Annotated in this window: 25 protein-coding genes and 1 tRNA gene; 12 read left to right on the plus strand and 14 right to left on the minus strand. The window is 68.7% G+C overall.

Features of this window, described 5'->3' with window-relative positions; genetic code table 11:
• Positions 1-27: 27 nt before the first annotated feature.
• Positions 28-1,296 carry an endonuclease/exonuclease/phosphatase family protein gene (locus tag M2317_RS06380; RefSeq protein WP_429458420.1) on the plus strand — a complete coding sequence of 423 codons (1,269 nt, stop codon included), beginning with the start codon at positions 28-30 and terminating at the stop codon, positions 1,294-1,296.
• A gap of 414 nt (positions 1,297-1,710) precedes the next feature.
• On the opposite strand, the gene M2317_RS06385 is transcribed toward M2317_RS06380, so the two are convergent.
• Both M2317_RS06385 and M2317_RS06390 read right to left on the minus strand, forming a co-directional pair.
• Positions 1,711-2,451 carry a tyrosine-protein phosphatase gene (locus M2317_RS06385; RefSeq protein WP_429458422.1) on the minus strand — a complete coding sequence of 247 codons (741 nt, stop codon included), beginning with the start codon at positions 2,449-2,451 and terminating at the stop codon, positions 1,711-1,713.
• On the minus strand, positions 2,448-3,515 hold the full coding sequence (locus M2317_RS06390) for a threonine aldolase family protein (RefSeq protein WP_429458423.1): 1,068 nt from the start codon (positions 3,513-3,515) through the stop codon (positions 2,448-2,450). Before M2317_RS06390 ends, M2317_RS06385 begins: the two co-directional genes overlap by 4 nt.
• Before the next feature lie 48 nt (positions 3,516-3,563).
• Between M2317_RS06390 and M2317_RS06395 the strand changes: the two genes are divergently transcribed.
• The gene (locus tag M2317_RS06395; RefSeq protein ID WP_429458424.1) at positions 3,564-5,006 is read left to right on the plus strand and encodes an MFS transporter; all 1,443 of its coding nucleotides are present in this window, start codon (positions 3,564-3,566) and stop codon (positions 5,004-5,006) included.
• Between the two features lie 13 nt (positions 5,007-5,019).
• Here the strand turns inward: M2317_RS06395 and M2317_RS06400 are convergent, their stop codons facing one another.
• Together M2317_RS06400 and M2317_RS06405 are read right to left on the minus strand one after the other, a co-directional pair.
• Positions 5,020-5,658 carry an SDR family oxidoreductase gene (locus M2317_RS06400; RefSeq protein ID WP_429458426.1) on the minus strand — a complete coding sequence of 213 codons (639 nt, stop codon included), beginning with the start codon at positions 5,656-5,658 and terminating at the stop codon, positions 5,020-5,022.
• Between the two features lie 142 nt (positions 5,659-5,800).
• Positions 5,801-7,228 carry a DUF6421 family protein gene (locus M2317_RS06405; RefSeq protein WP_429458428.1) on the minus strand — a complete coding sequence of 476 codons (1,428 nt, stop codon included), beginning with the start codon at positions 7,226-7,228 and terminating at the stop codon, positions 5,801-5,803.
• A gap of 72 nt (positions 7,229-7,300) precedes the next feature.
• On the opposite strand from M2317_RS06405, the gene M2317_RS06410 reads away from it, so the two are divergent.
• On the plus strand, positions 7,301-7,750 hold the full coding sequence (locus tag M2317_RS06410) for an Lrp/AsnC family transcriptional regulator (RefSeq protein ID WP_429458430.1): 450 nt from the start codon (positions 7,301-7,303) through the stop codon (positions 7,748-7,750).
• A 4-nt stretch (positions 7,751-7,754) separates the two neighbouring features.
• On the opposite strand, the gene M2317_RS06415 is transcribed toward M2317_RS06410, so the two are convergent.
• Positions 7,755-8,780, minus strand: a complete 1,026-nt coding sequence (locus M2317_RS06415; RefSeq protein WP_429458431.1) for a DUF5937 family protein — start codon at positions 8,778-8,780, stop codon at positions 7,755-7,757.
• Positions 8,781-8,825: 45 nt separating this feature from the next.
• Here M2317_RS06415 and M2317_RS06420 point away from each other — a divergent pair, with 45 nt between their 5' ends.
• Genes M2317_RS06420 through M2317_RS06435 form a run of 4 tightly spaced genes read left to right on the plus strand, consistent with a single transcriptional unit; the run spans position 8,826 to position 11,144 of the window.
• Positions 8,826-9,188: a cupin domain-containing protein gene (locus tag M2317_RS06420; protein WP_429458433.1), complete on the plus strand. Its 363-nt coding sequence runs from the start codon at positions 8,826-8,828 to the stop codon at positions 9,186-9,188.
• A 12-nt stretch (positions 9,189-9,200) separates the two neighbouring features.
• Positions 9,201-9,503 (plus strand): DUF4287 domain-containing protein, encoded by a 303-nt coding sequence (locus tag M2317_RS06425; protein WP_429458435.1) that lies wholly within the window; start codon positions 9,201-9,203, stop codon positions 9,501-9,503.
• Positions 9,500-10,144, plus strand: coding sequence for a dihydrofolate reductase family protein (locus M2317_RS06430; RefSeq protein WP_429458437.1), 645 nt, complete (start codon positions 9,500-9,502; stop codon positions 10,142-10,144). The genes M2317_RS06425 and M2317_RS06430 overlap by 4 nt, the downstream gene beginning before the upstream one ends.
• A 46-nt stretch (positions 10,145-10,190) precedes the next feature.
• On the plus strand, positions 10,191-11,144 hold the full coding sequence (locus M2317_RS06435; RefSeq protein WP_429458439.1) for a 1,4-dihydroxy-2-naphthoate polyprenyltransferase: 954 nt from the start codon (positions 10,191-10,193) through the stop codon (positions 11,142-11,144).
• 27 nt (positions 11,145-11,171) lie between these two features.
• Here the strand turns inward: M2317_RS06435 and M2317_RS06440 are convergent, their stop codons facing one another.
• The 3 genes from M2317_RS06440 to M2317_RS06450 form a co-directional block, all read right to left on the minus strand.
• Entirely contained in the window at positions 11,172-11,447 is a 276-nt protein-coding gene (locus tag M2317_RS06440; protein ID WP_429458441.1) for a DUF4229 domain-containing protein, read from the minus strand.
• Between the two features lie 61 nt (positions 11,448-11,508).
• Positions 11,509-12,288 (minus strand): ABC transporter permease, encoded by a 780-nt coding sequence (locus M2317_RS06445; RefSeq protein ID WP_429458443.1) that lies wholly within the window; start codon positions 12,286-12,288, stop codon positions 11,509-11,511.
• Positions 12,285-13,322 carry an ABC transporter ATP-binding protein gene (locus M2317_RS06450; RefSeq protein WP_429458445.1) on the minus strand — a complete coding sequence of 346 codons (1,038 nt, stop codon included), beginning with the start codon at positions 13,320-13,322 and terminating at the stop codon, positions 12,285-12,287. Before M2317_RS06450 ends, M2317_RS06445 begins: the two co-directional genes overlap by 4 nt.
• 62 nt (positions 13,323-13,384) lie before the next feature.
• On the opposite strand from M2317_RS06450, the gene M2317_RS06455 reads away from it, so the two are divergent.
• Entirely contained in the window at positions 13,385-14,392 is a 1,008-nt protein-coding gene (locus M2317_RS06455; protein WP_429458447.1) for a helix-turn-helix transcriptional regulator, read from the plus strand.
• A 69-nt stretch (positions 14,393-14,461) separates the two neighbouring features.
• Positions 14,462-14,537, plus strand: a tRNA-Met gene (locus M2317_RS06460).
• 51 nt (positions 14,538-14,588) lie between these two features.
• Here the strand turns inward: M2317_RS06460 and M2317_RS06465 are convergent.
• From M2317_RS06465 to M2317_RS06490, 6 genes are read right to left on the minus strand one after another with little or no spacing between them, the layout of a single operon-like run.
• A complete protein-coding gene (locus tag M2317_RS06465; RefSeq protein ID WP_429458449.1) occupies positions 14,589-15,482 on the minus strand; it encodes a gfo/Idh/MocA family oxidoreductase in 894 nt (297 codons plus the stop codon).
• Complete coding sequence (locus M2317_RS06470) at positions 15,479-16,369, minus strand: carbohydrate ABC transporter permease (protein WP_429458451.1); 891 nt, start codon at positions 16,367-16,369, stop codon at positions 15,479-15,481. The genes M2317_RS06465 and M2317_RS06470 overlap by 4 nt, the downstream gene beginning before the upstream one ends.
• Positions 16,369-17,292, minus strand: coding sequence for a carbohydrate ABC transporter permease (locus tag M2317_RS06475; protein WP_429458453.1), 924 nt, complete (start codon positions 17,290-17,292; stop codon positions 16,369-16,371). The genes M2317_RS06470 and M2317_RS06475 overlap by 1 nt, the downstream gene beginning before the upstream one ends.
• Before the next feature lie 50 nt (positions 17,293-17,342).
• Complete coding sequence (locus M2317_RS06480; protein WP_429458455.1) at positions 17,343-18,617, minus strand: extracellular solute-binding protein; 1,275 nt, start codon at positions 18,615-18,617, stop codon at positions 17,343-17,345.
• 30 nt (positions 18,618-18,647) lie between these two features.
• Positions 18,648-20,018, minus strand: a complete 1,371-nt coding sequence (locus tag M2317_RS06485) for a sulfatase family protein (protein WP_429458457.1) — start codon at positions 20,016-20,018, stop codon at positions 18,648-18,650.
• A gap of 2 nt (positions 20,019-20,020) precedes the next feature.
• A complete protein-coding gene (locus tag M2317_RS06490; protein ID WP_429458459.1) occupies positions 20,021-21,040 on the minus strand; it encodes a hydroxyacid dehydrogenase in 1,020 nt (339 codons plus the stop codon).
• Between the two features lie 61 nt (positions 21,041-21,101).
• On the opposite strand from M2317_RS06490, the gene M2317_RS06495 reads away from it, so the two are divergent.
• The 3 genes from M2317_RS06495 to M2317_RS06505 all read left to right on the plus strand — a co-directional run bounded on the left by M2317_RS06495 (position 21,102) and on the right by M2317_RS06505 (position 24,843).
• A complete protein-coding gene (locus M2317_RS06495) occupies positions 21,102-22,301 on the plus strand; it encodes an ROK family protein (protein WP_429458461.1) in 1,200 nt (399 codons plus the stop codon).
• Positions 22,302-22,362: 61 nt separating this feature from the next.
• On the plus strand, positions 22,363-23,445 hold the full coding sequence (locus tag M2317_RS06500; protein ID WP_429458463.1) for a substrate-binding domain-containing protein: 1,083 nt from the start codon (positions 22,363-22,365) through the stop codon (positions 23,443-23,445).
• Positions 23,446-23,547: 102 nt separating this feature from the next.
• Positions 23,548-24,843, plus strand: a complete 1,296-nt coding sequence (locus M2317_RS06505) for an ABC transporter substrate-binding protein (protein WP_429458465.1) — start codon at positions 23,548-23,550, stop codon at positions 24,841-24,843.
• The last annotated feature ends 52 nt before the right edge of the window (positions 24,844-24,895 follow it).

Genomic DNA, 24,895 nt, shown 5'->3' on the forward strand with positions numbered 1-24,895 from the left:
GTCACCGGCCCTCGGTAGCGTTCTCGCATGAGCACAACACGACGTCGCCTCGGAGCGGTGGGCATGGCCGCCGCCCTCATCCTCGTGGGCGGCGCAGCCGCCCCGGCCCTCGCCGCCCCGCCCGCGGCATCCGATTCGAAGGGGTCGCGCACCGATGCGCGGTTCGCGACCTTCAACGCCTCCCTGAATCGCGGCGTCGAAGGTCAGCTCGTGACCGATCTGTCGGAGCCGGGCAACGCGCAGGCGGATGCCGTGGCCGAGATCATTCAGCGCGCGAAGCCGGACGTGCTGCTGATCAACGAGTTCGACTACGACGCCGAGGGCGAGGCGCTGCGGCTCTTCCAGGACAATTACCTCTCGATGCCGCACGGCGATGCCGAGGCCGTCACGTACCCATACCGCTATACGGCACCGGTGAACACCGGCGTCCCGAGCGGATTCGACCTCAACGGGGACGGCCAGATCGCCGGTGGCGATGACGCGTGGGGCTTCGGTCTCTTCCCTGGTCAGTACGGCATGGCGGTGTACTCGAAGTTCCCGATCGAGGAAGAGGCCGTGCGCACCTTCCAGAACTTCCGCTGGGCCGACATGCCTGGCGCGCTCCTGCCGGATGACCCGTCGACTCCCGAGCCGGCCGATTTCTACTCCGAAGAGGAGCTCGCGCTCTTCCCGCTGTCGAGCAAGTCGCACTGGGACGTCCCCGTGCAGGTGTCGAAGAACAAGACCGTGCACTTCCTCGTGTCGCACCCGACGCCGCCGACCTTCGACGGTCCTGGGGACCGCAACGGCACCCGCAACCACGACGAGATCCGCTTCTGGGCGGACTACATCTCCGGCGGCAGGACCGGCGCCTACATCTACGACGACGCCGGCCGGTCAGGCGGGCTGCGCGGCGGAGACCTCTTCGTGATCGCCGGCGACCAGAACGCCGACCCGAACGACGGCGACTCGACGGCCGGCGCGATCGACCAGCTGCTCGAGCACCCGGCCGTGAACACCCGCTCCGTTCCGACGAGTGCGGGTGGTGCCGAGGCATCCGTCCTGCAGGCGGGGATCAACGCTGAGCACACCGGGGATGCCGCACAGGACACCGCAGACTTCTCCGAGCCGCCGGGGAACCTGCGGGTCGACTACGTGCTGCCGAGCCGTCAGATCCGCATCCTCGACTCCGAGGTGTTCTGGCCGGAGCAGGCCGACCCGCTGGCCGCGCTGACCGGCGTCTACCCGTTCCCGTCGAGCGATCATCGTCTGGTGTGGTCGGATATCGACGTGCCGGGGGCGAAGCCAGGGCGCTGAGCCGATTCCACCCTTCGAGGAGCTGCTCAGCCGACGGATCGTTCTCGACTTCGACGCGCTCGCGGCCAGCCAATCAGGAACGATTCGAGCGGACCTCGCAGCGCGAGAAACCCCCATCGGCGGGTACGACCTGCTGCTGGCCGGCCAGGCGCTCGCATCCGACCTGACGATGGTGACGAACAACGTCAACGACTTCGACCGGGTTCGCGGGCTGCGCGTCGAGGACTGGTCGCAGCCCGCATGACCCTCGGGCGGCACGCTCCGTGGTTCAGGTCGCAATTGACGCCGTTCTGACGCCGTCGAAACGGCAGAAAGTGCGACCGCAACAGCTGCCGACAGGCCTGAAACGGCAGAAAGTGCGACCTGAAGCATCCCCCGCAGAAGGTGCGCGTCCGTCGAGCGCGGGCCGTACGGTCAGTTCCGCAGCCGCCGCGCGAGCAACTCGATCTCGGGCTCCGTCATGCCTGCATCCCGCAGGTAGGCGCGCACGTCCAGGTCAGCCAGCCAGCTGTCGAGGGCGGCCACTCGATCGGCGATGCGCTCCTCGATCTCCTCGTCGCTGAACTTCGGTTCGACGTAGCCGCCCTGGCCGGGGAGCGGCACCGCGGGAAGATCACGGGAATGGCGCCGGCTGGCCTCGCGGAATCCGGCGCCGTAGTCGAGCAGAATCGCGTCGCGCTCGACCTCGGCCAGCGTCAGCAGCATCCCGGCGATCATGCCGGTGCGGTCGCGCCCGCCGGCGCAGTGGAACAGCGCGGCGCCCTCGGCTGCGGCCAGCGCCGTGAACACGGCGGCGAACCGCTCCGGGTACATCCGCGTGTTGTCGGCGTAGGACCGGGGATGATCCAGCCACGGCCCGCACACGCGCATGAACTCGGCATCGTCAGGGTCCTCCGTCGGCGCGTGGATGATGACGACGCCCTCCGCATGCTCAGCGGCGAGGGCCGGATCCGTGTCGCGTCGCGTCCGCTCCGGGGCGTTGCGAAGGTCGACGATCGTCCGGACGCCGGCGGAGCGAAGAGCATGCCAGCCGGCATCCGTCAGGGTCTCGGGGCGCCCTGACCGGTACACGCGACCATGCACCGTCATCCCGCCGCCGTTCAGCGGCAGTCCGCCCAGATCGCGCAGGTTGAACGCGCCGTCCCAGTCGGTCACGCGGTCGTCAGCCGACCGATCTCGGCGATGAACGCGTCGACATCGCTCTCGGCGGTGTCGAAGCTGCACATCCAGCGCACTTCGTTCCGCGCGGCATCCCAGTCGTAGAAGCGGAAGGATTCGCGCAGGCGATCGGCGACGCCGTCGGGGAGCGTCGCGAAGACACCGTTGGCCTGGGTCGGCTGGGTGAACTCCACGCCGCGGATCGAGCCGTCCGCGAGTCCGGCCTCGATTCCGCCGCGCAGTCGTTGCGCCATCGCATTGGAGTGCGACGCGTTGCGCAGCCAGAGGTCGCCCTCGAGCAGCGCGATCAGCTGCGCGGACACGAACCGCATCTTCGAGGACAGCTGCATGTTGAACTTGCGCGAGTAGATCAGCCCAGCGGAGGCCTCGGGGTTCAGCACGACGACGGCCTCGCCGAGCATCGCACCGTTCTTGGTGCCGCCGAAGCTGAGCACGTCGACGCCCGCATCGCGCGTGAACGCGGCGAAGGGGACGCCCAGCGCGGCGGCGGCATTCGAGATGCGCGCACCGTCCAGGTGCAGCTTCATCCCGCGCTTGTGCGCATGGTCGGCAAGCGCGCGGATCTCGTCCGGCGTGTACAGGGTGCCGAGCTCGGTCGATTGGGTGATCGACACGACGAGCGGCTGGGCTCGGTGCTCATCGCCCCAGCCCCACGCCTCGCGGTCGACGAGTTCAGGAGTGAGCTTGCCGTCGTCGGCCGGCACGGTCAGGAGCTTGAAGCCGCCGATCCGCTCGGGAGCGCCGCCCTCGTCGACGTTGATGTGGGCGGTGGATGCCGAGATCACCGCGCCCCACCGCGGAAGCATCGACTGCAGGCCGGTGACGTTCGCGCCCGTGCCGTTGAAGACCGGGAAGGCCTCCGCATCCGCACCGAAGTGCGAACGGAAGACCTCCTGCAGGCGTTCGGTGTAGACGTCCTCGCCATAGGCGACCTGATGCCCGTCGTTCGCGGCGGCGATGGCCGCCAGAACCTCGGGGTGGATGCCGGAGTAGTTGTCCGACGCGAAGCCCCGGATCGCGGGGTCATGAAGGGTGCTCACCGCATAAGCCTATGTCGGATGTCCGTGGTGACGATTACTCTCGGAGCCATGGACAGGGCCCTTGCGAAACGCGCCTTCGCGAACGTCCTCGTCAACACGCTCATCGCGAACGTGACGACGAGCTTCCTGTGGTTCGCGCTGACGTTCTGGGTGTACATCGAGACGCAGTCCGTGCTCGCCACCGGCATCATCGGCGGCGCCTACATGCTGTTCGTCGCGATCTTCGCGATGGTGTTCGGCACGATCGTCGATCGGCACCGCAAGCACGCCGTCATGGTGCTGTCGAGCGTCATCTCCGCTGTGGCTTTCGGCATCGCCGGCGTCCTCTACATGTGGCAGCCGGAGTCCGAGCTGCTGAACCTCGGCGGCCCCTGGTTCTGGCTGTTCTCGGGGGTCATCCTGTTCGGCGGCGTGATCGAGCAGTTGCGCAACATCGCGCTGTCGACGACCGTGACCCTGCTGATCGAAGAGGACAAGCGCGCGAACGCGAACGGCCTCGTCGGCACGGTGCAGGGGCTCGCGTTCCTCGTGACGAGCGTGTTCTCGGGGCTGTCGATCGGGTTCCTCGGCATGGGGTGGACGCTCGTCATCGCGATCGCCGCGATGGGGCTGACGTTCGTGCATCTGCTGTTCGTGCGGATCCCCGAGGAAGAGCCGCACCCGGATCCGGATGCGTCCAGCGCCCTCGACTTCCGCGGCAGCGTCCGCGCGATCCGGCTCGCCCCCGGATTGTTCGCGCTGATCGTGTTCTCCACCTTCAACAACCTCATCGGCGGCGTCTACATGGCGCTGATGGATCCGTACGGACTGACGCTCTTCAGTGCCCAGGTGTGGGGGTTCGCGCTGGCGTTCGCGTCGACCGGGTTCCTCATCGGCGGGGCACTGGTGGCGAGGTTCGGTCTCGGCAAGCGCCCGGTGCGCACGCTTCTGCTCGTGGTCATGGCGATGGGGCTGCTCGGCGCCGTCTTCATGCTGCGCGAGTGGTGGCCGCTGTATGTCATCGGGATGTGGTTCTACATGATGCTGGTGCCGCCGGCCGAGGCCGCCGAGCAGACGGTGATCCAGAAGGTCGTGCCGTACCAGCGGCAGGGCCGGGTGTTCGGCGTCGCGGCGGCGATGGAGGCGGCGGCAGCTCCGATCACGGCGTTCCTCATCGCACCGATCGCCGAATTCTGGATCATCCCGTACATGAAGACTGCACCAGGTCAGCAGCAGTGGGGATGGCTGCTCGGCGACGGAGAAGCGCGGGGCATCGCGCTCATCTGCCTGTTCGCCGGGATCATCATGGTGATCATCGGGGGACTTGCATTCTTCACCCGGTCGTACCGGAAGCTCACCGAGCTGTACGCCACGGCCCCAGAGCAGGAGGTCGGGCCGGACGCCGAGTCACCCGAGGCCGCACACGCAGGAGACGAAGCGGCGCACACCCCGGACGCGCCTCCGCCTGTCCGCGGCATGCCACCGGAGTTCCCCGAGCATCACGACCGCTGAGCGCCTCGCGACCTCAGATCTCGATGACCGTGTCGTTCAGGTCCACGCCAGCCTGATCCCACAGGCCGACCACTGCCGCCGCCAGGGCATCCGGTTCCAGGCTCTTCGCCCGGAAGACGACGGATGCCGCGTGCAGTTGCTCCTCGGCATCCCGTGCCGCTTTCGCGAAACCGTGGGCGACCGCGCGCGCCCACGCCTCGCTCGCCGCCTTCACCGCGGCGTAGTTCGCACCACCCGCCAGCGGGCGCGCGACAGCGGTGGACGAGACGATCGCGAAGCGTCCGGCATCCGACGCGCGGAGCGCGTCATCGAATGCCCTGCTCGTCGCGCGTACGGCCTGCAGTGCGGGAAGGAGCGCGTCGAAGTCCTCGTCGCTCTGCCCGGCGAGCCCGCCGCCGCCGCGCCATCCGCCGACCAGAGGGAGCACGCCGTCCACCGGACCGATCTTCGCCGCCAGCGACGTCATCGCCTCCAGCGAGGTCGCGTCCGCCACCTCGACCTCCGCCCCGGCATCCCGCAGCGCCGCGAGCCGATCTGCGGAGCGTCCGGTCGCGATCACCTGCGCCCCGGCATCCGTCAGAGCCCGCGTCACCGCCAGACCCGTCTCGCTCGTCGCCCCTGCGACGATCACCACGTGTCCTGCTGCGCTCATGATCTGCTCCTCCCGCTCCGTGCCGACTTCGCTCCGCCGCGCGGTCGGTATCTCGCAGACTGGCATCCTTCTCGCAGGAACTCTCGGATTTCCTGCGAGATCAGTGCTGTTCTGCGAGATCCGTGCATGGCCGCAAGCGCGCTCAGTCGTCCGTCCCGCGGATTCCTGCCGTCGATGCGATCACATCGCGCATCTTCTTCTCCAGCGCCTCGAAGAACATCGACAGGGGGAACTCGTCGTCCAGCACGGCATCCGTGTATCCCTTGGGAGGACCGGCAAGCACCTCATCCGAGAGGCCGCGTGCCCAGACTGATGCCGGATTCGGCGTCACCACCGAGCTGACGAGCTCGTAGGCCGCGAGCCAGTGCGCGGTCTTGGGCCGGTCGATGGAGCGCCAGTACAGATCGTCGATCGCGGCGCCCAGCGCGATCACGGCATCCGGAACCTCGGCCCAGTCGAAGGCGAGCTGCGTGTCGGTCCAGTGCAGGACTCCGCGCTGGTGCAGCCAGGCGAACAGCAGTTGCCCGCCGAGACCGTCGTAGTTGCGCACGCGCGAGCCGGTGATTGCGAATCGGAAGATCCGGTCGAAGATCACCGCGTACTGCACGAGCGCGGCGTGCTCGAGCATCTGCTGCTCGGCATCCGACAGCTCATCGCCCGAGCCGACCCGCGTGGCCAGCCGCTCCTGAATCGCGACCGACGACCGGAACGCGGTCAGATCGCACCGCAGCTCCTCCAGCGAGTACAGGAAGAAGGGCATGCGCTGCTTGATCATGAACGGGTCGAACGGCAGATCGCCGCGCATGTGGGTGCGGTCGTGGATGATGTCCCACATCACGAACGTCTGTTCGGTGAGGTCCTGATCGTCGAGCATCCGTGCCGCCTCGGCGGGCAGGTCGAGCTTCGTGACCTCGGATGCCGCACGCACGACGCGACGGTAGCGCGCGGCTTCGCGGTCCTGGAAGATCGCGCCCCACGTGAACGGCGGGATCTCCCGCATCGCGACCGTCTCGGGGAACAGCACCGCCGAATTCGTGTCGTACCCGGGCGTGAAATCCACGAGCCGGAGCGAGACGAACAGCTTGTTGCCGTAGTCGCCCGCCTCGAGCTCGGCGATGAACTCCGGCCAGATCGCCTGCACGATCAGCGCCTCGACGAGCCGGTCGGACGAGCCGTTCTGCGTGTACATCGGGAAGACGACCAGATGACGGATGCCGTCGACCCGGTGCTGCTGCGGCTGGAACGCGACGAGGGAATCCAGGAAGTCCGGCACGCCGAACCCGGATTCCGCCCAGCGCTGGAAGTCCGCCATCGACGCGCTCAGATACTCCGCATCGTGCGGGAAGGCGGGGGAGAGGGCGCGGATCCCCGCGACGATCGCGGCGACGTGCTCTCCCGCGGCGGGGTGGTCCGCGGCATCCGGGATCGACCCGTCCTTGATCTGCAGTTCGCGGATCGCGATCGCCGCATCCTTCAGCTGCGCCCACGCAGCACTCGTCTCAGCGATCGAAGCGTCCTCGACGACCTCGGGTTCGCCGATGATGGCGTTGGCAGCAGGAAGAGTGGGCATCGGGACCTCCGATTCTGAGGTTTGACGGAATATCTCCGGCGAATGCCGGATATCACCGATATTCTTCCATGTATGGAAGATGCTGTCGACCGTGCGATCATCACCGAGATCTCCCGCGATGCGCGCGCCACGCTCGCGCAGCTGTCCGAGGCGGTGGGGCTGGGCACGTCCGCCGTGCAGTCGCGTCTCAAACGGCTCGAATCGCGCGGCGTCATCACCGGCTACCGTGCGCTCATCGATGCCGAACAGGTCGGCAAGCCGCTATCCGCCTTCATCGAGATCACCCCGCTCGACCCCGCGCAACCCGACAACGCACCGGAGCTCCTCGAGCACCTCACGGCGATCGAGGCCTGTCACTCGATCGCCGGCGCGGCGAGCTACATGCTGTTCGTGCGCGTTCCGACGCCGCGGGCCCTGGAAGAGCTCGTGCGCGACATCAGGCTGGCGGCCAACGTGAGCACCCGCACGACGGTCGTCCTGCAGACGTTCTACGAGCACCGACCGATCGTCCCGGCCGGGTAACGGTTCAGAGCGCCGCGCCCACCATCGCCTCCCCGAGCGGCGTGCGCAGATGCAGCATCCGATTTCCGTCGCGTTCGCTGGCGATCAGGCCGGCATCGCGCAGGATGCCGAGGTGGTGGGATGCCGTCGACACGGCGATCCCGGCATCCCTGGCCACCTGCGATGTGGTGCGGGCGGATCCGGCCGCGAGCAGGACGTCGGCGCGCGCCGGTCCCAGCAGAGCGCCCAGCGCGGCATCCGTCTCGGCGGAATCGCGTGCCCACCCGGCCGTGACACCCCGCGCCGGATAGAACAGCGTGGGCTGCGCCGGCGGTTCGGTGAGCACCATGCATCCCCACGACGACATGACCGATGGCACGAGGACGAGCCCGCTGCCGCGGCAGTCGACGTGCTCGCTGTGCTTGCGCAGGCGCACGCGCACGGCGCCGTCGCCCCAGCTGACGCGTTCGTGCAGGTCGCCCGCCATGGCGGAGATCCCGGACGCCGCGATCGTCCGCGAGCGCGTGGCAATGTCGGCGCGCAGGATGCGCTCGAGCTGCGGCCACACCGGGGCGAGCGCGGCATCCCAGACCTCCGACCGGGCATCGGCGATCATGCGCCGTGCGCGGATCGGATGCGCCTGCATATCGCGCAGCGCCTGCTGTCTGGCGCCCTGCGAGCGCAGCACCATCTTCCCGAAGTCGACGCGCATCGGCTCGAGTGCTGCCGTGCGCAGGGCGTCGACCTCGGCATCCGGAGTCATGTCCCAGCGCGGGGCGGCCGTGAGGAAGTCCGGCATGTAGCCGTCGTCGCCGATGACTGCGGCCAGCAGGGCGAAGCTGTCCCGAGGGAGGCGCTCGCGCACCGAACGCAACCAGCCCCACTGCAGCGGATGCTGCGCCGGACGCAGCAGGACCCGAACGGCGTGAGCGAGTTCGTGTCCGGGGGAGATGCCGAAGCGCACGGCCTGGATGTCGCCGTGGCTCAGCTGGAACTCGACGCGATGGTCCGGGTGCTCGACGCCTTCGACCGGACGGGTGTTTCGATCCACATCGAAACTCTAGGATGCCGTCCGCGCAGTGTCGAGACTGGAGCCATGAACAGCACAACGCTTCCCGAAGGGGTCGTCGCCGCAGCGGATATCCGCATGGGCAGTGGCCGCAGCCGCAAGTTCGTCGGGCAGGAGCACGGCGCCGACGTGTCGTACTTCTACGTCGAGAACCAGCCCGGCGAGGGGCCGGGACTGCACTGGCATCCCTACTCCGAGACCTGGGTCGTCCTCGAGGGCACCGCCCGCATCACCCGTGCAGGCGAGAGCTTCGACGCGGTCGCCGGAGATACCGCGACGGTCGCCGCTTACGTGCCGCACGGATTCGTGAACGCCGGCACCGGCGTGCTGCGCATCCTCTGCATCCACGCATCCGCCATCATGATTCAGACGTTCCTCGACGAGGACTGAACAGGAGACCCCATGTCCTTCCAGGCGTACCTCGACAACATCGAGACCAGAACGGGCCTCACGCCGCGTCAGTTCCTCGACCTCGCGACCGAGAGGGGATTCGGCGCCGAGACCAAGGCGACGCCGATCCTCGAATGGCTGAAGGCCGACTACGACCTCTCGCGCGGCTACGGCATGGCGCTCGTGCACGTGATCACGAAGGGCCCGCAGATCAGCAGCAAGCACGTCGGCACCGACGGTGCGCACGCCGATGCAACCGACACCCTGTGGCTGGACGGCAAAGACACGAACCCCGCAGGAAAGGACCGTGCATGACCGTCCGCGTCGATCTCAACATCTCTCTCGACGGCTTCGCCGCCACCGCCGATCAGACTCCGGACGACCCGATCGGGAAGGACTGGATGCGCCTTGTCGCGGCCTACACCGCGACCCGCACGATGCAGCAGCGCGTGTTCGGCGACACCTCGGGCGCCGGGACGACCGGCGTGGAGGAGAAGTACGCGAGCGCGTACTTCGAAGGGATCGGCGCCGAGATCATAGGCGCCGGCATGTTCGGGCTGCACATCTACGGCAACGACCCGGAGTGGCGCGGATGGTGGGGCGAAGAGCCGCCGTTCGGCTGCCCGGTGTTCGTGCTGACGCACACCCCGCGCCCGTCGATCGCGTTCGACAACGGCACGGTGTTCCATTTCGTGGATGCCGCGCCCGCGGACGTTCTCCGCCAGGCGGTCGAGGCCGCGGGGGATGCTGACGTCCGCGTCGGCGGCGGGGTCGACGTCGTACGACAGTTCCTCGCCGCAGGCCTGGTCGACCGGCTGCACGTCGCGGTCGTCCCGATCGTGCTCGGCCAGGGCGCGCGCCTCTGGGACGGCCTGCGCGGGATCGAGGACGGCTACGACGTCACGAGCGAAGTCGCGGAGAGCGGCGTGACGCACCTCACGTTCCAGCGCTCCTGACGCAGGCTGCCACGGGGCGCATCGGTGCGGCCACTATGATTCCCCCGTGGCATCCAGCAAGCGATCTTCGAAGAAGCGTCCCCGTACGAGCGGCAACCCGGCCAGACGACCCATCGTCGAGGCACCCCCTGTGACCTTCGGCGACTGGGTGGGCGCCGCACGGCTGCGGACGCTGCCGCTCGCGGTCGCGCCGGTCGTCATCGGCACCGGAGCCGCGCAGATCGTCGACCCGCGACTGCACTGGGTCCTCGCGCTCGCCTGCCTCGCTGTCGCTGTCCTGCTGCAGATCGGCGTGAACTTCGCGAACGACTACTCCGACGGCATCCGTGGCACCGACGCGCACCGGGTGGGGCCCGCTCGCCTCACGGCATCCGGTCGCGTCTCCGCGAAGAGCGTGCTGATCGTCGCGCTGGTGTTCTTCGCGCTCGCGGCCGTCGCCGGCCTCGCGATCGTGATCCGCACGCAGCAGTGGTGGATGCTGGCGGTCGGCGCCGTCAGCATCATCGCCGCGTGGTTCTACACGGGCGGCAAGCGCCCGTACGGGTACTTCGGCCTCGGCGAAGTCTTCGTCTTCGTCTTCTTCGGGCTGGTCGCCACCCTCGGCACCACGTGGGTGCAGGCCTTCGCCCTCCCGCAGGAGGCGTGGCTCGGCGCGATCGCGGCCGGCCTGTTCGCGTGCGCCGGGCTGCTCGCGAACAACCTGCGCGACATCGATCAGGACCGGGTGGCCGGCAAGCGCACGCTGACGGTGCTGATCGGAAAACGGGCGACGCAGGTGCTGTACACGCTCTTCCTGATCGTGCCGTTCCTGATCTCGAGCTTCATCGCGCTGCTGTACCCGATCGCCTGGCTGGCGCTGCTCGCGCTGCTGGCGGGACTCCCGGCGCTGGCGATCGTGTGGAGCTACCGCAAGGCGAGCGAGCTCGTGATCGCGCTGGGACTCACTTCGCTCACCGCGCTGCTCTACGCGGGCGGGCTGTACTGGGCGTTCGTCGGCTGACGCCCGATCCGCCGGTCGTCCCGAGGCTCAGTCGGTGGCGGCGTCCTCCGCCGCGGCATCCTCAGCGGCCGTGCTGCTCCGGCTCTGCCCGGTGACGCGTCGCTCGTGGAGCTCGGACGACGCATCCGACAGGGGCTTGCGCAGGAACAGGAACGAGATGCTCATTCCGATCAGGGCGGCGAAGATCGCGGTGAGCCACCAGTACTCCCGCAGGATCGGGAAGAACAGCCACATGATCGCGAGCGGGACGACGAACGCCAGCAGGCGCAGGACCGAGTACACGAGCAGCGGCGGGATCTTCACCCGTCGAGTCTAAGCGGCGCACCTGTGCGGCATCCGGAGGTCGGATGCCGCACAGGAACCGTCAGCTGCTGCGCCTGATCGCGCGGATGCCGACGAGCAACCCGACCACGGCTACGACGACGCCGGCCAGCCAGCCCCAGGCGATCGCGGTGTTCGCGTAGTCGCCGGCGAACAGCGCGCGCTCGGCCTGCACGACCCAGTTGACCGGGTTCACCCCCGCGACGACGCGCATCCAACCGGGACCCCCATCCAGCGGCAGGAGCATGCCGGACAGGATGAGCAGGGGGAAGATCAGCGACTGCTGCACGCCCCAGAAGAGCCATTCCCGGTCCTTCGTGGCGAGGGCCAGCGCGTAGGACAGCGACCCGAGCCCGACGCCGAAGACCGCGAGCAGTGCAAGACCGGCGATCAGGCCCAGCGGGTTGATCGTGAAGCCGAACGGCCAGGCGATCAGCACGATGATCAGCGCCTGCACCACGATCGGCGCGACCTCCTTCAGGGCCCGACCGACGAGCAGCGAGGACCGGGCGAGCGGTGCGACGAGGGTGCGCTCGTGCGAACCGGTCATCATCTCGTACTGCAGGTTGGAACCGGTCGCGCCGGTGCCGAACAGCACGATCATCACGAGCACGCCCGGCACGAACCACTGCAGCGTCTCGCCGGCGGGCTGACCGGACGAGCCGATCAGCAGCGGCGCGAAGAGCCCGAGGAACACGAGCGGCTGCAGCAGGCTGAAGATCAGGGTGAACGGATCCCGCAGGGTGGGCCGCAGCTCGCGGACGAGCACGTTGCGGGTGTCGCGGGCGAGATTCGCGCGCACCAGGGTGTCTGGGGTGGTCATGAGAGTGCTCCTGTCGTGATGGTCGTGGCCGCGTCGCTGCCGCTGTCATCGGCGGGAGCGTCGCCGCCTTCGCCGGCCTCGCGCAGCGTGCGCCCGGTGAGGGCGAGGAAGACGTCGTCGAGGGTGGGCGGAACGCCCGTGGCACTCGTGACGGCGATCCCGGCGGCGTCGAGTTCGCGCACGATCACGGGCAGCAGGCGATCGCCGTCGGGCACCGCCAACGAGAGCGATGCATCCTCGCGAGCGACCGCGCGGGGCGTGAGCCGAGCGACGATCGGTTGCGCGGCCGCGGCCTGCGCGGCATCCGCGAAGCCGAAGGTCAGCACGTCGCCGGCGAGCGTCGCCTTGAGCGCATCGGCTTGATCGTCGGCGATGATGCGCCCGCGATCCATGACCATGACCCGTTCCGCGTACCGGTCGGCCTCCTCGAGGTAGTGCGTGGTGAGGAACACGGTCGTGCCGTGCTGGTGGCGCAACTGCAGGATGTGCTCCCAGAGGTTCGCCCGGCTCTGCGGGTCCAGACCCGTGGAGGGCTCGTCCAGGAAGAGCAACGGAGGCGCATGCATGAGCCCGAGCGCGATGTCGAGCCGGCGCTTCTGCCCCCCGCTGAGCTGCTGGACGGTGCGGGTGGCGAACCCGCCGAGATCGAGCGACTCGATCAGCTCGTCCGCGCGACGGATGCTGTCGTGTCGGCTCATCCCGTAGAAGGCGCCCTGGCTGAGCAGTTCGTCGCGCACGCGCTGGGCGAAGCTGCCGCTGGTGAGCTGGCCGACGTATCCGATGCGCGCGCGGACGCCCGCGGCATCCGTGCGGATGTCGTGACCGACCACGCGTGCCGTGCCGGAGGTCGGCGGGATGAGGGTGGTGAGCATGCGCAGGCTGGTGGACTTGCCGGCGCCGTTCGGCCCGAGGAAGGCGACCAGCTCGCCCCGGTTCGCTGCGAAGGTGAGGTCCGTGACGGCGGCGACCTCGGCCTTCTTGACGGTGAAGACCTTGGTGAGGCCTTCGGTCTCGATGATGTGTTCGTCAGTCATGGGACGAGAGTAGGAACAGTTGCGGACAGATGCTGTCCGCAATCTCTGGCAATCTTGACCACATGACCGACACCACCTCCCGCGCGCTCGCCCTGCTCAACCTGCTGCAAACGCACCGCCACTGGTCCGGCGCCGAACTCGCCCGCAGGCTCGAGGTCACCGAACGGACTGTGCGCCGCGACGTCGATCGGCTGCGGGAGCTCGGATACCGCGTCGAGTCGGCACCGGGATCTGCTGGCGGGTATCGCCTCGAAGCGGGCAGCGCCGTCCCGCCGCTGCTGCTCACGGACGATGAGGCGGTCGCGATGGCGATCGGCCTGCGGGTGGCGGCGACGCAGCAGCTCGTCGGCGGCGCCGAGGTGACGCTCACGGCACTCGCCAAGCTGGAACAGGTGCTCCCCTCGGCGCTGCGGCGGCGGGTGAACGCGCTCGCCGGCGCGGTGCAGCCCGCGCGCATCGGTGACGGACCGGCCGTGTCGCCGGTCGTGCTGGGCGAGCTCGCGCTCGCCGCGCGGGACAGCGAGCGGGTGCGATTGCGTTACACCGATGGGCAGGGCGCGCAGAGCGTCCGCCGCGTCGAGCCGCACGTGCTGTCCCCGGCCGGTCGCAAGTGGTATCTGCTGTGCTGGGATGTCGAGCGCGAGGACTGGCGGACCTTCCGCGTCGATCGGATCGAAGACGTCGAGCACACGCGCGTGCTCTTCGCACGGCGCGACATCACGGACGAGGAGGTCGCCGAGCGGATCCTGATCGCGACGTCGTGGTCGCCGCAGAAGATCGAGGCCGACGTGGTGATGGAGCTGCCGCTCGAGCAGATGGAGGAGCATTTCGGCGTGTGGGCGCAGGGCGCAATGGCAGAGGACGACAGACGCACGCGCTGGCCGCTCGGCGGCGGCGACTGGCGGGAGGCGCTGTACGGGATGCTGTACATCCCGCCGGGCGTCGACTACGTCACGGACTTCCCGGAGCCGGAGCGCTCCGAGCTGCGCGAGTCGCTCGTGCGGGTGCAGCGAGCACTGGACGCCGATCCGCCTGCCCCGCGTCATCCCGCGTCATCCGCTGACTCATAGGGTTATCCCAGGCGGCAGCTCTGGCCTGGAAGATCACGGGCGGGTAACGTCGATCGCGTTGCAAGACATCGCGGCGATCCGGGCGGTCCCGGGCTCCAGTTCATACCTGAGAGCGCTGCGGGTTCGACTCCCGCCGTCGCGTCCACTCTCGAAGCTGCGCACCCGTGGCGCGACAGGCCGCGGCGGACGACCTGGGTCAGCGCCCCGCACCCGGCGAGCGCAGGGCGTGCGATCGGCCGTCGGCGATTGCCGCGGATCCGGCCTGGACGATCGCTGCGATCTCGAGAATCTCCCCGTGCGCGATAATCACGGTGCCCTGGCGGTAGGAACTGATCACGCTCTCCAACAGGCCGACGAGCATCCCCTCATTCGCCTCGATCTCGAACTCGATGTCGCCGTCGGACGTGCGCGCCCGACCGCGCGTCCACGGGTTCCACTCCGCTGGACCCGAGATCGTCGCGCTCCTCCCGTCGTCCCACAGCAGCCGAAGGCCTTCGCTTCCCGGCTCGACGCGATCGCATCCGGGCCCCAGCGCGGCCACGGCCAAGTCGACGAGATGCACGCCGTACCAGGCCAGCCCCGGATGCCCCGGCTGCACGACGATCGGACCGCTGAGGTCGATCGAGGAGACGTCGCTCGACAGTATCCCCTGGACCTGCGGCGTGAAACGCTTGGGTGAACCGCTCAGCACGAGGCAGTCGTGCGCATCGGCGGTCTGAAGCATCTTCCGCGCATCCTGCACATTCGCAGCGAAACGGGTGTCGACGTAGACCGGCTTGCCGAAGGGCGCGATGCGCTCGAACTGCTCGCGGCGCGTGCGCACGTCTGAGGAGACCAGGAGCAGCGCATCGGATGCCTCGGCCACCTCCTGCGCGGAACCGAGGAGCTCGACGCCCAGACCTGCGAGGGCGTCCGCGTTGCTGTCGTTTCGGTCACGACTGGGCGGGAAATCCGCCGACGTCGGTCCCTTCCAGGCGGAGATGACCGTCGCGCCCTGGACACGCCCGCGACCATCTGCGAGCAACCGGGTGAACTGCAGCGCGTGGGACGAGTCGACGCCGATCAGGCCGAAGCGCAGCGGCTCGATCATCCCTTGATCCCGCTCGCCGTGATGCTCTCCACGATGTGGCGCTGGAGGAAGATGAAGATCAGGAAGCAGGGGATGAAGCTGATCAGCGCCGCCGCCATGATGTTCGACGTCGACACCGTCTCCGTGTTCAACGTGGCGAGTCCGACCGTGAGCGTGCGCGCGGCGTCGGACTGCCCGACGACGAGCGGCCACAGCAGGTCGTTCCAATGCCAGAGGAACACGAAGATCGCGAGCGTCGCGAGCACGGGCTTGATCAGCGGCAGGACGATCGACACGAACGTCCGCCACTCGCCTGCGCCGTCGATACGGGCGGCATCGAACAGTTCATCCGGCATATCCATCACGAACTGGCGGATCAGGAAGACGGCCTGCGCGTTCGCGAGCGTCGGCAGGATCAGCCCCCACAGCGTGTTCACGCCGCCGGCGCCGGCGATGAGGATGAACGTCGGGATCAGCGTGGCCTGCATCGGCACCATGAGGGTCGCCACGATCGCCCACAGTAGCGCGTTGCGCCCGGGGAAGCGCTTACGGGCGAGTGCATACGCGGCCATGGATGCGGTGAACAGTACGATCACGACCGAGACGACCGAGTACACCAGCGAGTTCCACACCCACAGCGGGAACTCTCCCACGTTGAAGATGCGGAGGATGTTGTCGATGGTGAGCGACTCCGGGATCGCGTGCGGGATGGTCGGAGCGTCGACGGGCGACAGCGCGAGGACCACGACGGCGATCAGCGGCGCCACCGTGAACAGCGAGATCACGATGAGCGAGACGATCGTCCATCTCTGCCCGCGGTTGCGCTTCCGGCGCGCGGGGCGAGACGGCTGTGCGGAGGGGCGGACGGTCTCCGCCGCAGCGACGGGAGGCAGGCTGGTGGAGGTCATCACCGCTCCTTCCTTTCGAAGAGTCCTCGCTGGATGAGCGAGAGGATGAGCACGATGACGAACAGCACGATGCCGACCGCCGCCGCGTATCCGAAGTCGAAGAACTTGAAGCCCTGGTCGTACAGGAAGTAGATGAGGCTGTAGCTGGCGCGGGCGGGGCCGCCGCCGGTCATCACGTAGATGGTGTCGAAGACCTGGAAGCCGACGATGGTCTCGATCACGAGCACGAAGAACAGCACGGGCTTGAGCAGCGGAAGCGTGATGTGCCAGAACGACTTCCACGCTCCGGCGCCGTCGATCGTGGCGGCTTCGTGGACCTCGGCCGGCTGGGCCTTGAGGCCCGCGAGGAAGATGAGCATCGAGTACCCGAAGCCCTTCCAGACCGCGACCACGGCGAGGCTCGCGAGTACCAGCCACTGGTCGCCGGTGAGGAACGGCACCGGCTCCAGTCCCACGGAGGTGATGACCGTGTTCAGGGGGCCGTCCGATGCGAAGATCCACTTCCACACGATGCCGGCTAGCACGAACGAGCTGAGGTACGGCACGAACAGCAGCGCCCGGAACAGGCCGCTCAGGTGCACGAGCCGGTTCAGCAGCACGGCGCCGGCGAGCGAGACAACGATGATCAGCGGGACGAAGAGCACGACGTACAGCAGCGTGACCCACAGGCTCTGCCAGAAGTGCGGATCGGCGAAGAGCCGGGTGTAGTTCTCCGCTCCGAGGAACTCGACGTCGCCGTTCAGCCGGTATCGAGTGAGGCTCATCGCCCCGGCCCCGATGATCGGCAGGAACTTGAACAGCGCGAAGATCGCGAGGGTGGGCAGGACGAACAGGATGCCGGCCATCGCCTCTCGGCGGCGTGCGGCGCGGCCCGCGACGGCCCGGGCGTCGGCGGCCCGACGCGGTGCAGTGGTGACGGACATGGCGTCCTCTCGGAGAGGGTGCGGGGGCCGGGGCCCCCGCACCTGGTTGGTCAGGAGCGGTCGAGAACGGCCTGCGCCTCTTCGGCGGCCTTGTCGAGGGCCTCCTCCGGCGAGAGGTCGCCGCGGAGGGCCGACTGGATGTACGGCGCGAGCACCGCCATCACCTGGCGGGCGGAGGGGTTGGGCTCTCCTGGGTTCGCGACCGCGAGCGCATCCTCGTACGCGGCGCGGTCGCGCTCGTCACCGGCGACGGGGACGTCCGTCCGCGTCGGGAAGTTCCCGGCCGTGGCGTTCAGCTCGGTCTGGAAGTCCTTCGAGGTGAGGAACGAGAGCACCGCATACGCGGCGGCCCGGTTCTCCTGCTTGTTGATCGAGGTGAGCGAGAGCAGGCCGGGGTTGCCGTACGTCGCCTCGACCTCGCCGGTCAACGGCGCGCCGACGGCGACGTTGTCCTCACCGAGTGCGGCGCGCATCTGCGCGAGCTCGGCGGGCGACGTGGTGGGGCGGATGCCGACCTTGCCTGCGGCGAGCGGAGAGCCTTCGATGCCGACGGCCTGGGTGGCGGCATCCGCGGGGAGCCCGCCCTCCTCCTGCAGATCGACGAGGAACTGGAGCGCCTCGACGCCCTCCTCGGAGTCGAAGGCGATCTTCGTCCCGTCCTCGGAGAACACGGTGCCCCCGGCCTGCCACAGGAACGGGTAGAAGCTGAGGTTCAGCGTCTGCTCCGGGGTGCCCAGGTAGTCCATCACGGCGATGCCGTTGTCGGCGAGCACCGGGGCCGCCTGGCGGATCTCGTCCCAAGTGGTGGGCAGTTCGAGCCCCGCGTCCTCGAAGATCTGCGTGTTGTACGCGGTCGTGAACACGTTCTGGAACAGCGGCACGCCGTACAGTTCGTCCTCGAACGTGGCCGCGTCCAGGGTTCCGGGGAAGAAGATGTCGCGGTCGTCCGCGATCGCGTCGTCGACCGGCAGCAGGCCGCCGACGTTGAGGTAGGTCGCCGCCTGGTCCGGCGTGATGAGCACGATGTCCGGGCCGGAGTTCGCGGCGAGCGCGGCGGAGATCTGCTCGTCGCGCTTGTCGAACGTCTGCAGCTCGATGTTCAGGTCGACGTCGGGGTGCTCCTTCTCGAAGTCGGCCTCGGTCTGCTCCCAGAAATCCTTGCTGGCCGCCTCGTCCCGGATGACCGGATACATCCACAGGGTGACCTCGCCCGCCACCTCCCCGTCGGAGGCGGGATCCGGTGTCGACGAGGGGGAGGAGCAGGCGGTGAGGGTGAGAGCCGCGACGGCGGTGAGGGCGGTCGCTCGGGCGATGCGGTGCTTCATTGCAGTGTTCTCTTTCTCGGGTTCGGGGGTTCAGGCTGGCAGGTCGACCGGCGCTGCGCTGTGCATGCGCGCGATCTGTTCGAGGGTGGTGAGGGCGAGGGTGTGACGGGGGGAATCGGCATGCCGAAGCAGCGGGTCGTCGGTGGATCGCATCCACTCCCACAGCGCGGCCGCCAGTTCGGCGACCTGCGGCTGCCGCTCGGGCATGTGCACGACGTTGCGCAGTTCGTCCGGGTCGTCGAGGAGATCGTAGAACTCCATCACCGGGCTCGTGCCGATCGTCGGGCCGGTGAGATCGATCGGGAGGCAACGGTGCATCCAGGACTGGGTCGGATCCATGGCCCGCGGGGCGTTGGAGAAATTGACGATGAGCTTCGCGGATGCCGAGCGCACGGAGCGCTTCGGATCGAAGTAGATGTGATGGCTGAGCTGCCCGAACGCGTACTCGCGGACGGGGGAATCGTGTTCCACGAGCGGTACGAGGCTCGTGCCCGACGCATCGGATGCCGCGGCATCCGATGCGAGCTCCAGCAGGGTCGGCACGACGTCGACATGACTGACCAGTTGCGGCACGCGGCGCCCCCGCCACGCCGGCCGATCCGGCACACGCAGGAGTAGGGCGACGCCGGTGCCGGCGTCGTACAGCGTGCATTTCGCGCGGGGGAGGGCCAGTCCGTGGTCGGTCGTGAAGACGACGATCGTGTCGTCCGCGAGGCCGAGCTCGTCGAGTCGTCGCAGGATGGCGCCGACTCCCTCGTCCATCTGGCGCACCGCACCCTGCAGCTCGGCGATCTCCTCGCGGGCCTCCGGCGTGTCGCGGAGGTAGGGCGGAATCGAGCTGCCTCGCGTGTCGTCCGGGACGACCCCGTCGCCCAGGAAGCCCATGACACCGGCCCGATCGTGCGGGGAGGGCGTGCGGTGCGGCTCGTGGAAGCCGACCTGGAGGTAGAACGGCCGGTCCGACGCCGCCGCGCGCTCGAGCGCCTCGGTCGTGCGCTCCACGACGACGTCGCGGTTGCCGCCGGTGCGAACCCTGTCGAACCCGAGGCGGACCGCGAGTTCGTCGTCGGGCAGCGTCCTGGACTCGTGATGGACGCCGATGAGCTCGGTACCGAATCCCTGTCGCTTCAGCCGGTGCGCGAGATGGGTGGTCGGGTCCTCGAGGTCCCAACCGAAGGGCTCGTGCGTGAGGCCGAGCACACCGTGCTGCTGGGGGTAGGCGCCGGTGAACAGCGAGGCGCGCGCCGGGCTGCAGTGCGGGGAGGTCGCGAAAGCGGACTCGAACAGCGTCGACTCGACGGCGAGGGCGTCCAGGTGCGTCGTGGTGACGGTGCTCGCGCCGTAAGTGCCGAGGAGGCGGCCGAGGTCGTGGCAGTGCAGCAGCAGGATGTTGTGCGCCATGGTCAGCCCATCCGTTCGAGCGCGTCACGCGTCACGCGATGCCGGAGTTCCCGACCGCTCAGGAAACGACCGATCTCGTCGACGACGATTTGTCCGGCGCGGGCGCGGGACTGTCGAGTCGCTCCGGAGACATGCGCGGTGAGCAGGACGTTCGGAAGGGCGCGCCAGCGGGCCGCCACCGGGAGCGGCTCCTCGTCGAAGACGTCCAGCGCCGCATCCAGGCGGCCGGCGGAGGCCTCGTCGTAGAGGGCATTCATGTCGACCAGCGAGCTGCGGGCGGTGTTCACGAGCCCGGACCCGTCGGGCAGCAGTGCCAGCTCGCGCCGTCCGATCATCCCGGTGGTTTCCGCCGTCGCCGGTGCGTGCAGGGCGACGATGTCGCTGTGCGCCAGGACATCGTCGAGCCCGGCCGCCAGTTCTGCGAGCGGGTCGCTCCCGGACAGGTACGGGTCGAAGACCAGGACGTCGGCGCCGAGCGCGCGGCACATCCGGATGTACTCGCGACCGGTGCGGGAGGCGCCGATCACGCCGATCCGGGACCCGGAGAGTTCGCGGGCGCGGTCGAAGGCCCGTGCCTGCTCCCAGGTTCCGCCGGTGCGCAGGACATGATCCATGCGGTGGGTCCGTCGAAGAAGGGCGAGCGTGAGGGTGAGGGACATCTCGGCGACGGCGGGTGCCATCGCGGCACCGGACTGCGACACGGGGATGCCGGATGCCCAGAACGCGTCGCTGATGAGCGATCGCACGGACGATGCGGCGTTGACGACCAGGCGCAGGTGCGGCATCCGTGCCAGCAGGTGCTCGTCCAGGCGGGGGAATCCCCAGGCCACGACGGCGATGCCGATGCTCTCGAGGTCGCCGGAGGCGAGCACGTCGCTCGGATCGATCGTCGTCACCTCGCCCGCGCTCGAGAGCGCCCGCAGCGTGTCAGCAGGGAAGAACGCCTCGCGCTCCGGGGGCGCGACGCTCAGGAGAATGCGAGGGGTTGCGGAGCCCTCGATCGGTACGACGTTGTGCGACATGCGGGAAAGTCAACAGGGCAATGTTCGTTTTGTCAATGACAAAAATAATAGGATGAGTGCCATGGCTCAAGGACGAGCGGTGCAGAGCGCACCGCAGCACACTGTCGAATGGTCGGGTGGACGCGTTGGCAGCAAGGCGTTGATCCGCGAGATCAACGAGGCACTCGTGCTGGACGTGGTGCGCCGGCGCGGCACGACGTCGAGGGCGGAGATCACGAATGCGACCGGGCTCAGCCCCGCGACCGTGACGGGGATCACCAGCCAGCTGGTCCGCGATGGGCTTCTCCTCGAAAGCGACGTGCTTCGAGGGACGGGAGGCCGCCCGGCCCGGTTGCTGGAATTGGGGCGCGATGCCGTCGTCGTCGCCGGGGTCCGGTTGTCTCCTGACGCGATCGAGGTCGCGCTGGTCGATCTCCGCGGCGACGTCGTGTCGAACCATCGGATGCCGCTGTCGGCGACCGATCCGGAGACGGCCGCCGACGCAGTGGTCGCGGCGGTGGCCGCGGTGCGCGCTGTCAGGCCGGATGCGGCGCTGCGCGGCGTCAGCATCGCGCTGTCCGGCATCGTGGACCGGCGCACGGGCGTCGTCCGTCACAGTGGAGCGCTCGGGTGGCAGGAGGTGCCGTTCGCCGCGATGGTCGCGCAGCGCACAGGGGGCAGGGCGGCGATCGACAGCCTGGTCAACAGCGTCGCGACCGGCCTGGTCCTCGTCGACGAAGCACTGGCCGAGCGGGATGCGCTCGTCTTCAGCGTCGGCGCGAGTCTCGGCGCCTCGCTGCTGGTGGCTGGGCGCATCCACCGGGGGTACGGCGGTTCGGCCGGCGGGTTCGCGCACTCGGCGCTCGGCGTGCGTGCCGGGGGGCGGCCCTGCCACTGCGGCGGCTCGGACTGCCTGGAGACGTGGAGCAGTGTCTGGGGATTGCAGCGCGAAATGGAGCGTCGCGGCACGGCCGCGCTGGATCTCGATGCCCTGGAGGCGGCGAACGTGCTCCGAGAAGGGGGCGCGCATCTGGGGATCGCCATCGCCAACGCCGCGAAGATGTTCGGCCCGGAACGCGTGGTGCTCGTGCTGTCGCCCGAGGTGCGCGCCACCGCGTTCGCGGCGAGCTGCCGAGAAGCGTTCGCCGGCGAGTACGCGTTCGGTGACGGGGCGGCACCCGAACTGGTCACAGTGCCGGCTGACCCCGACGTCTTCGCGCGCGGCGCCGGCTACAGCATGATCACCGAGTTGTTCAGCGCCGACCGCGCAGACTCGACCTGAGACGCGTATGGTGAGTCGTGTTCGCTTGCTGAAACGAACATGAACGCACAGGAGGTGCAGCATGGTCGCTGCCGCCCGACACGACGCGATCCTGCGGGAGCTGGAACTGCGCGGCTCGCTCCGCGTGGCCGGGCTCTCGGAACGGCTCCGCGTCTCCGACATGACGCTGCGGCGGGATCTGATCGAGCTGGAATCGCGAGGACTCCTCGTGCGCGTGCACGGAGGCGCCGTCTCTCTCGCCGTCTCCGCCCAGCAATCGAGGTCGGCTGCGGACGCCGCCCCACGGCGCCCGATCGCCACGATAGGCATGATCGCGCCATCGGCGACCTACTACTTCCCGCAGGTGATCCGAGGGGCCAGCGAAGCGGCACGAGAGCTGAACTGCCGGCTCGTGCTGGGGACGACGAACTACTCGGAGCGGGAAGAGCTGCGTCAGGCCGAACGCCTCATCGCGGGCGGCATCGATGGACTGATGATCACGCCGCATGCCGGTCTCGCTGAGGGAGAGCCGCTGCTGCGGCTGCTCAAGGAGTCGCCGGTGCCCGTCGTCGTCATGGAACGCGATGTCGATGAGCGACTGGCGAGCCGTGTCGAATCCGTGCGCAGCGACCATGCGTACGGCGCCGAACTGGCGGTGGAGCATCTGCACGAGCGCGGCCATCGTCGTATCGCGCTCGCCGCGAGAGAAGCGCCGACCGTGCGCGGACTGCGCGATGGCTACGAGCGCTCCATGGCGCGCCTCGGGCTCGCGGACGACATGCTCTACCGGGAGCTGCCGACTCCGGCGGTGGGTGCGGATCCCACGACGGACGTGCTGGAGGAGTTCCTGTCCGAGTGCCTCCGCGCCGATATCACCGCGGCGCTGATGCTCGGCGACGTCGACTCCATGGCATTCGCGGACCTCGCGGCCGAACGCGGCATCCGCATTCCGGAGGACTTCGCCCTCGTCGCCTACGACGACGAGTTCTCGGCTTTCGCGGCCGTTCCGCTCACGGCCGTGGCGCCTCCCAAGCACGACCTCGGACGCATCGCTCTGAAGCTCTGCCTCGACCGCATCCGGAATCCATCGGATGCCGGGCGCGCAGTCACCCGCACGTCACTGCTGCCCACGTTGATCGAGCGTGAATCGACCAGGACATCCTGATGTTTGTTTGAAAATGTTTGTTTTGAGCGTCTTTGCTTGCGTTGACGGATCATCTCGGCTTCAGTGTGGTTACCCGATCCACATTCGAAGGAGAATCCGGACATGCACAAGCGTCGCATCACTCTGGGCGCAGGAGCGCTCCTGTCCGTCGGCGCTCTCGCCGTCGGCTGCTCCGCCAGCCCCGCCGCACCTCAGGAACCCGCCGAAGCACCCATCGGCGAGATCACGTTCTGGTCGTCGCTGAGCGGCATGGCCGACGTCGCCGCCGCCTTCAACGAGAGCCAGGACGACATCGTCGTCACCTTCGAGGAGATCCCCAACGGCGCCAACGGCGGCTACACCAAACTCGCTGCCGCGATCGATTCCGACACCGGCCCCGACGTCGTGGGCATCGAGTACTACCGGCTGCCCGGATTCGTCGGCGCCGAGCAGGTCATTCCGATCGACGAGCTCGTCCCGTCGGACGTCGTCGGCGAGTTCGGCGACCAGGTGCGCGATCTGGTGACCTTCGGCGACGCGACCTACGCCCTGCCGTATGACGCTCCGCCGCTGGTCATGTGGTACCGGCAGGACGTGCTCGACGCCGCGGGCGTCGAGGTTCCGAAGACCTGGGATGAGTTCGAGGATGCGGCGCGCGCCGTGCGGGCGTCGAACCCGGATGCCTACCTGACGAGCTTCTTCACGAACGAGCCGCAGCTCGCGCCGCTTGCCTGGCAGGCCGGAGCGGAGTGGTTCACGGTCGAAGACGACCACTGGAAGGTGTCGATCGACGACGAGGCCACCACGATGGTCGCCGACTACTGGCAGAAGCTCATCGACGAGGACCTCGTCAAGCCGCAGCTCGGATTCAGCGACGAATGGACCGCCGATCTGGCGAGCGGCGTGGTCAACGGCTGGGTCGGCGGTTCGTGGAGCGCGTCCGGCCTGAAGGCGCGGACCGAGGAGAGCGGCCAGGCCGGCAAATGGATCGCCGCCGCACCGCCGTCCTGGGACGGCGAGCAGACCGGAGCGCTCAGTGGAGGCACCGGATTCGCGGTGACCGAGAGCTCGAAGAACACCGCGGCAGCCGCGGTCTTCCTCGAGTGGCTGACGACCGACCCAGCGGCCGTCGAGGCTCGCGGCGAGGTCGGCACGGCGTACCTCGCCTACCCCGCCCTCAACGAAGCGGCCGAGAAGACCGCTCCTACCGACTACTTCGGCAACGACATCTACGAGGTCTTCGACGAGGCATCCGCGAGCGTGCTCGGCGGCTGGGCCTGGGGGCCGAACTTCGACATCACGAACACCGCGATGAAGGATGCCGTCACCACCGCCCCCACGCTGGGCGAAGCCGTCGAGGAGATGCAGACCGACACCGTCGACGGCCTCGAACAGCTCGGCCTCGACATCTCGGAGTAGCACTCGGATCGGTGCCGGCGGCCACGAGCCGCCGGCACCGGCCCCATCGAAG

Origin of the sequence: Microbacterium sp. ZKA21 (assembly GCF_050434165.1) — a bacterium.
GTDB lineage: Bacteria > Actinomycetota > Actinomycetes > Actinomycetales > Microbacteriaceae > Microbacterium.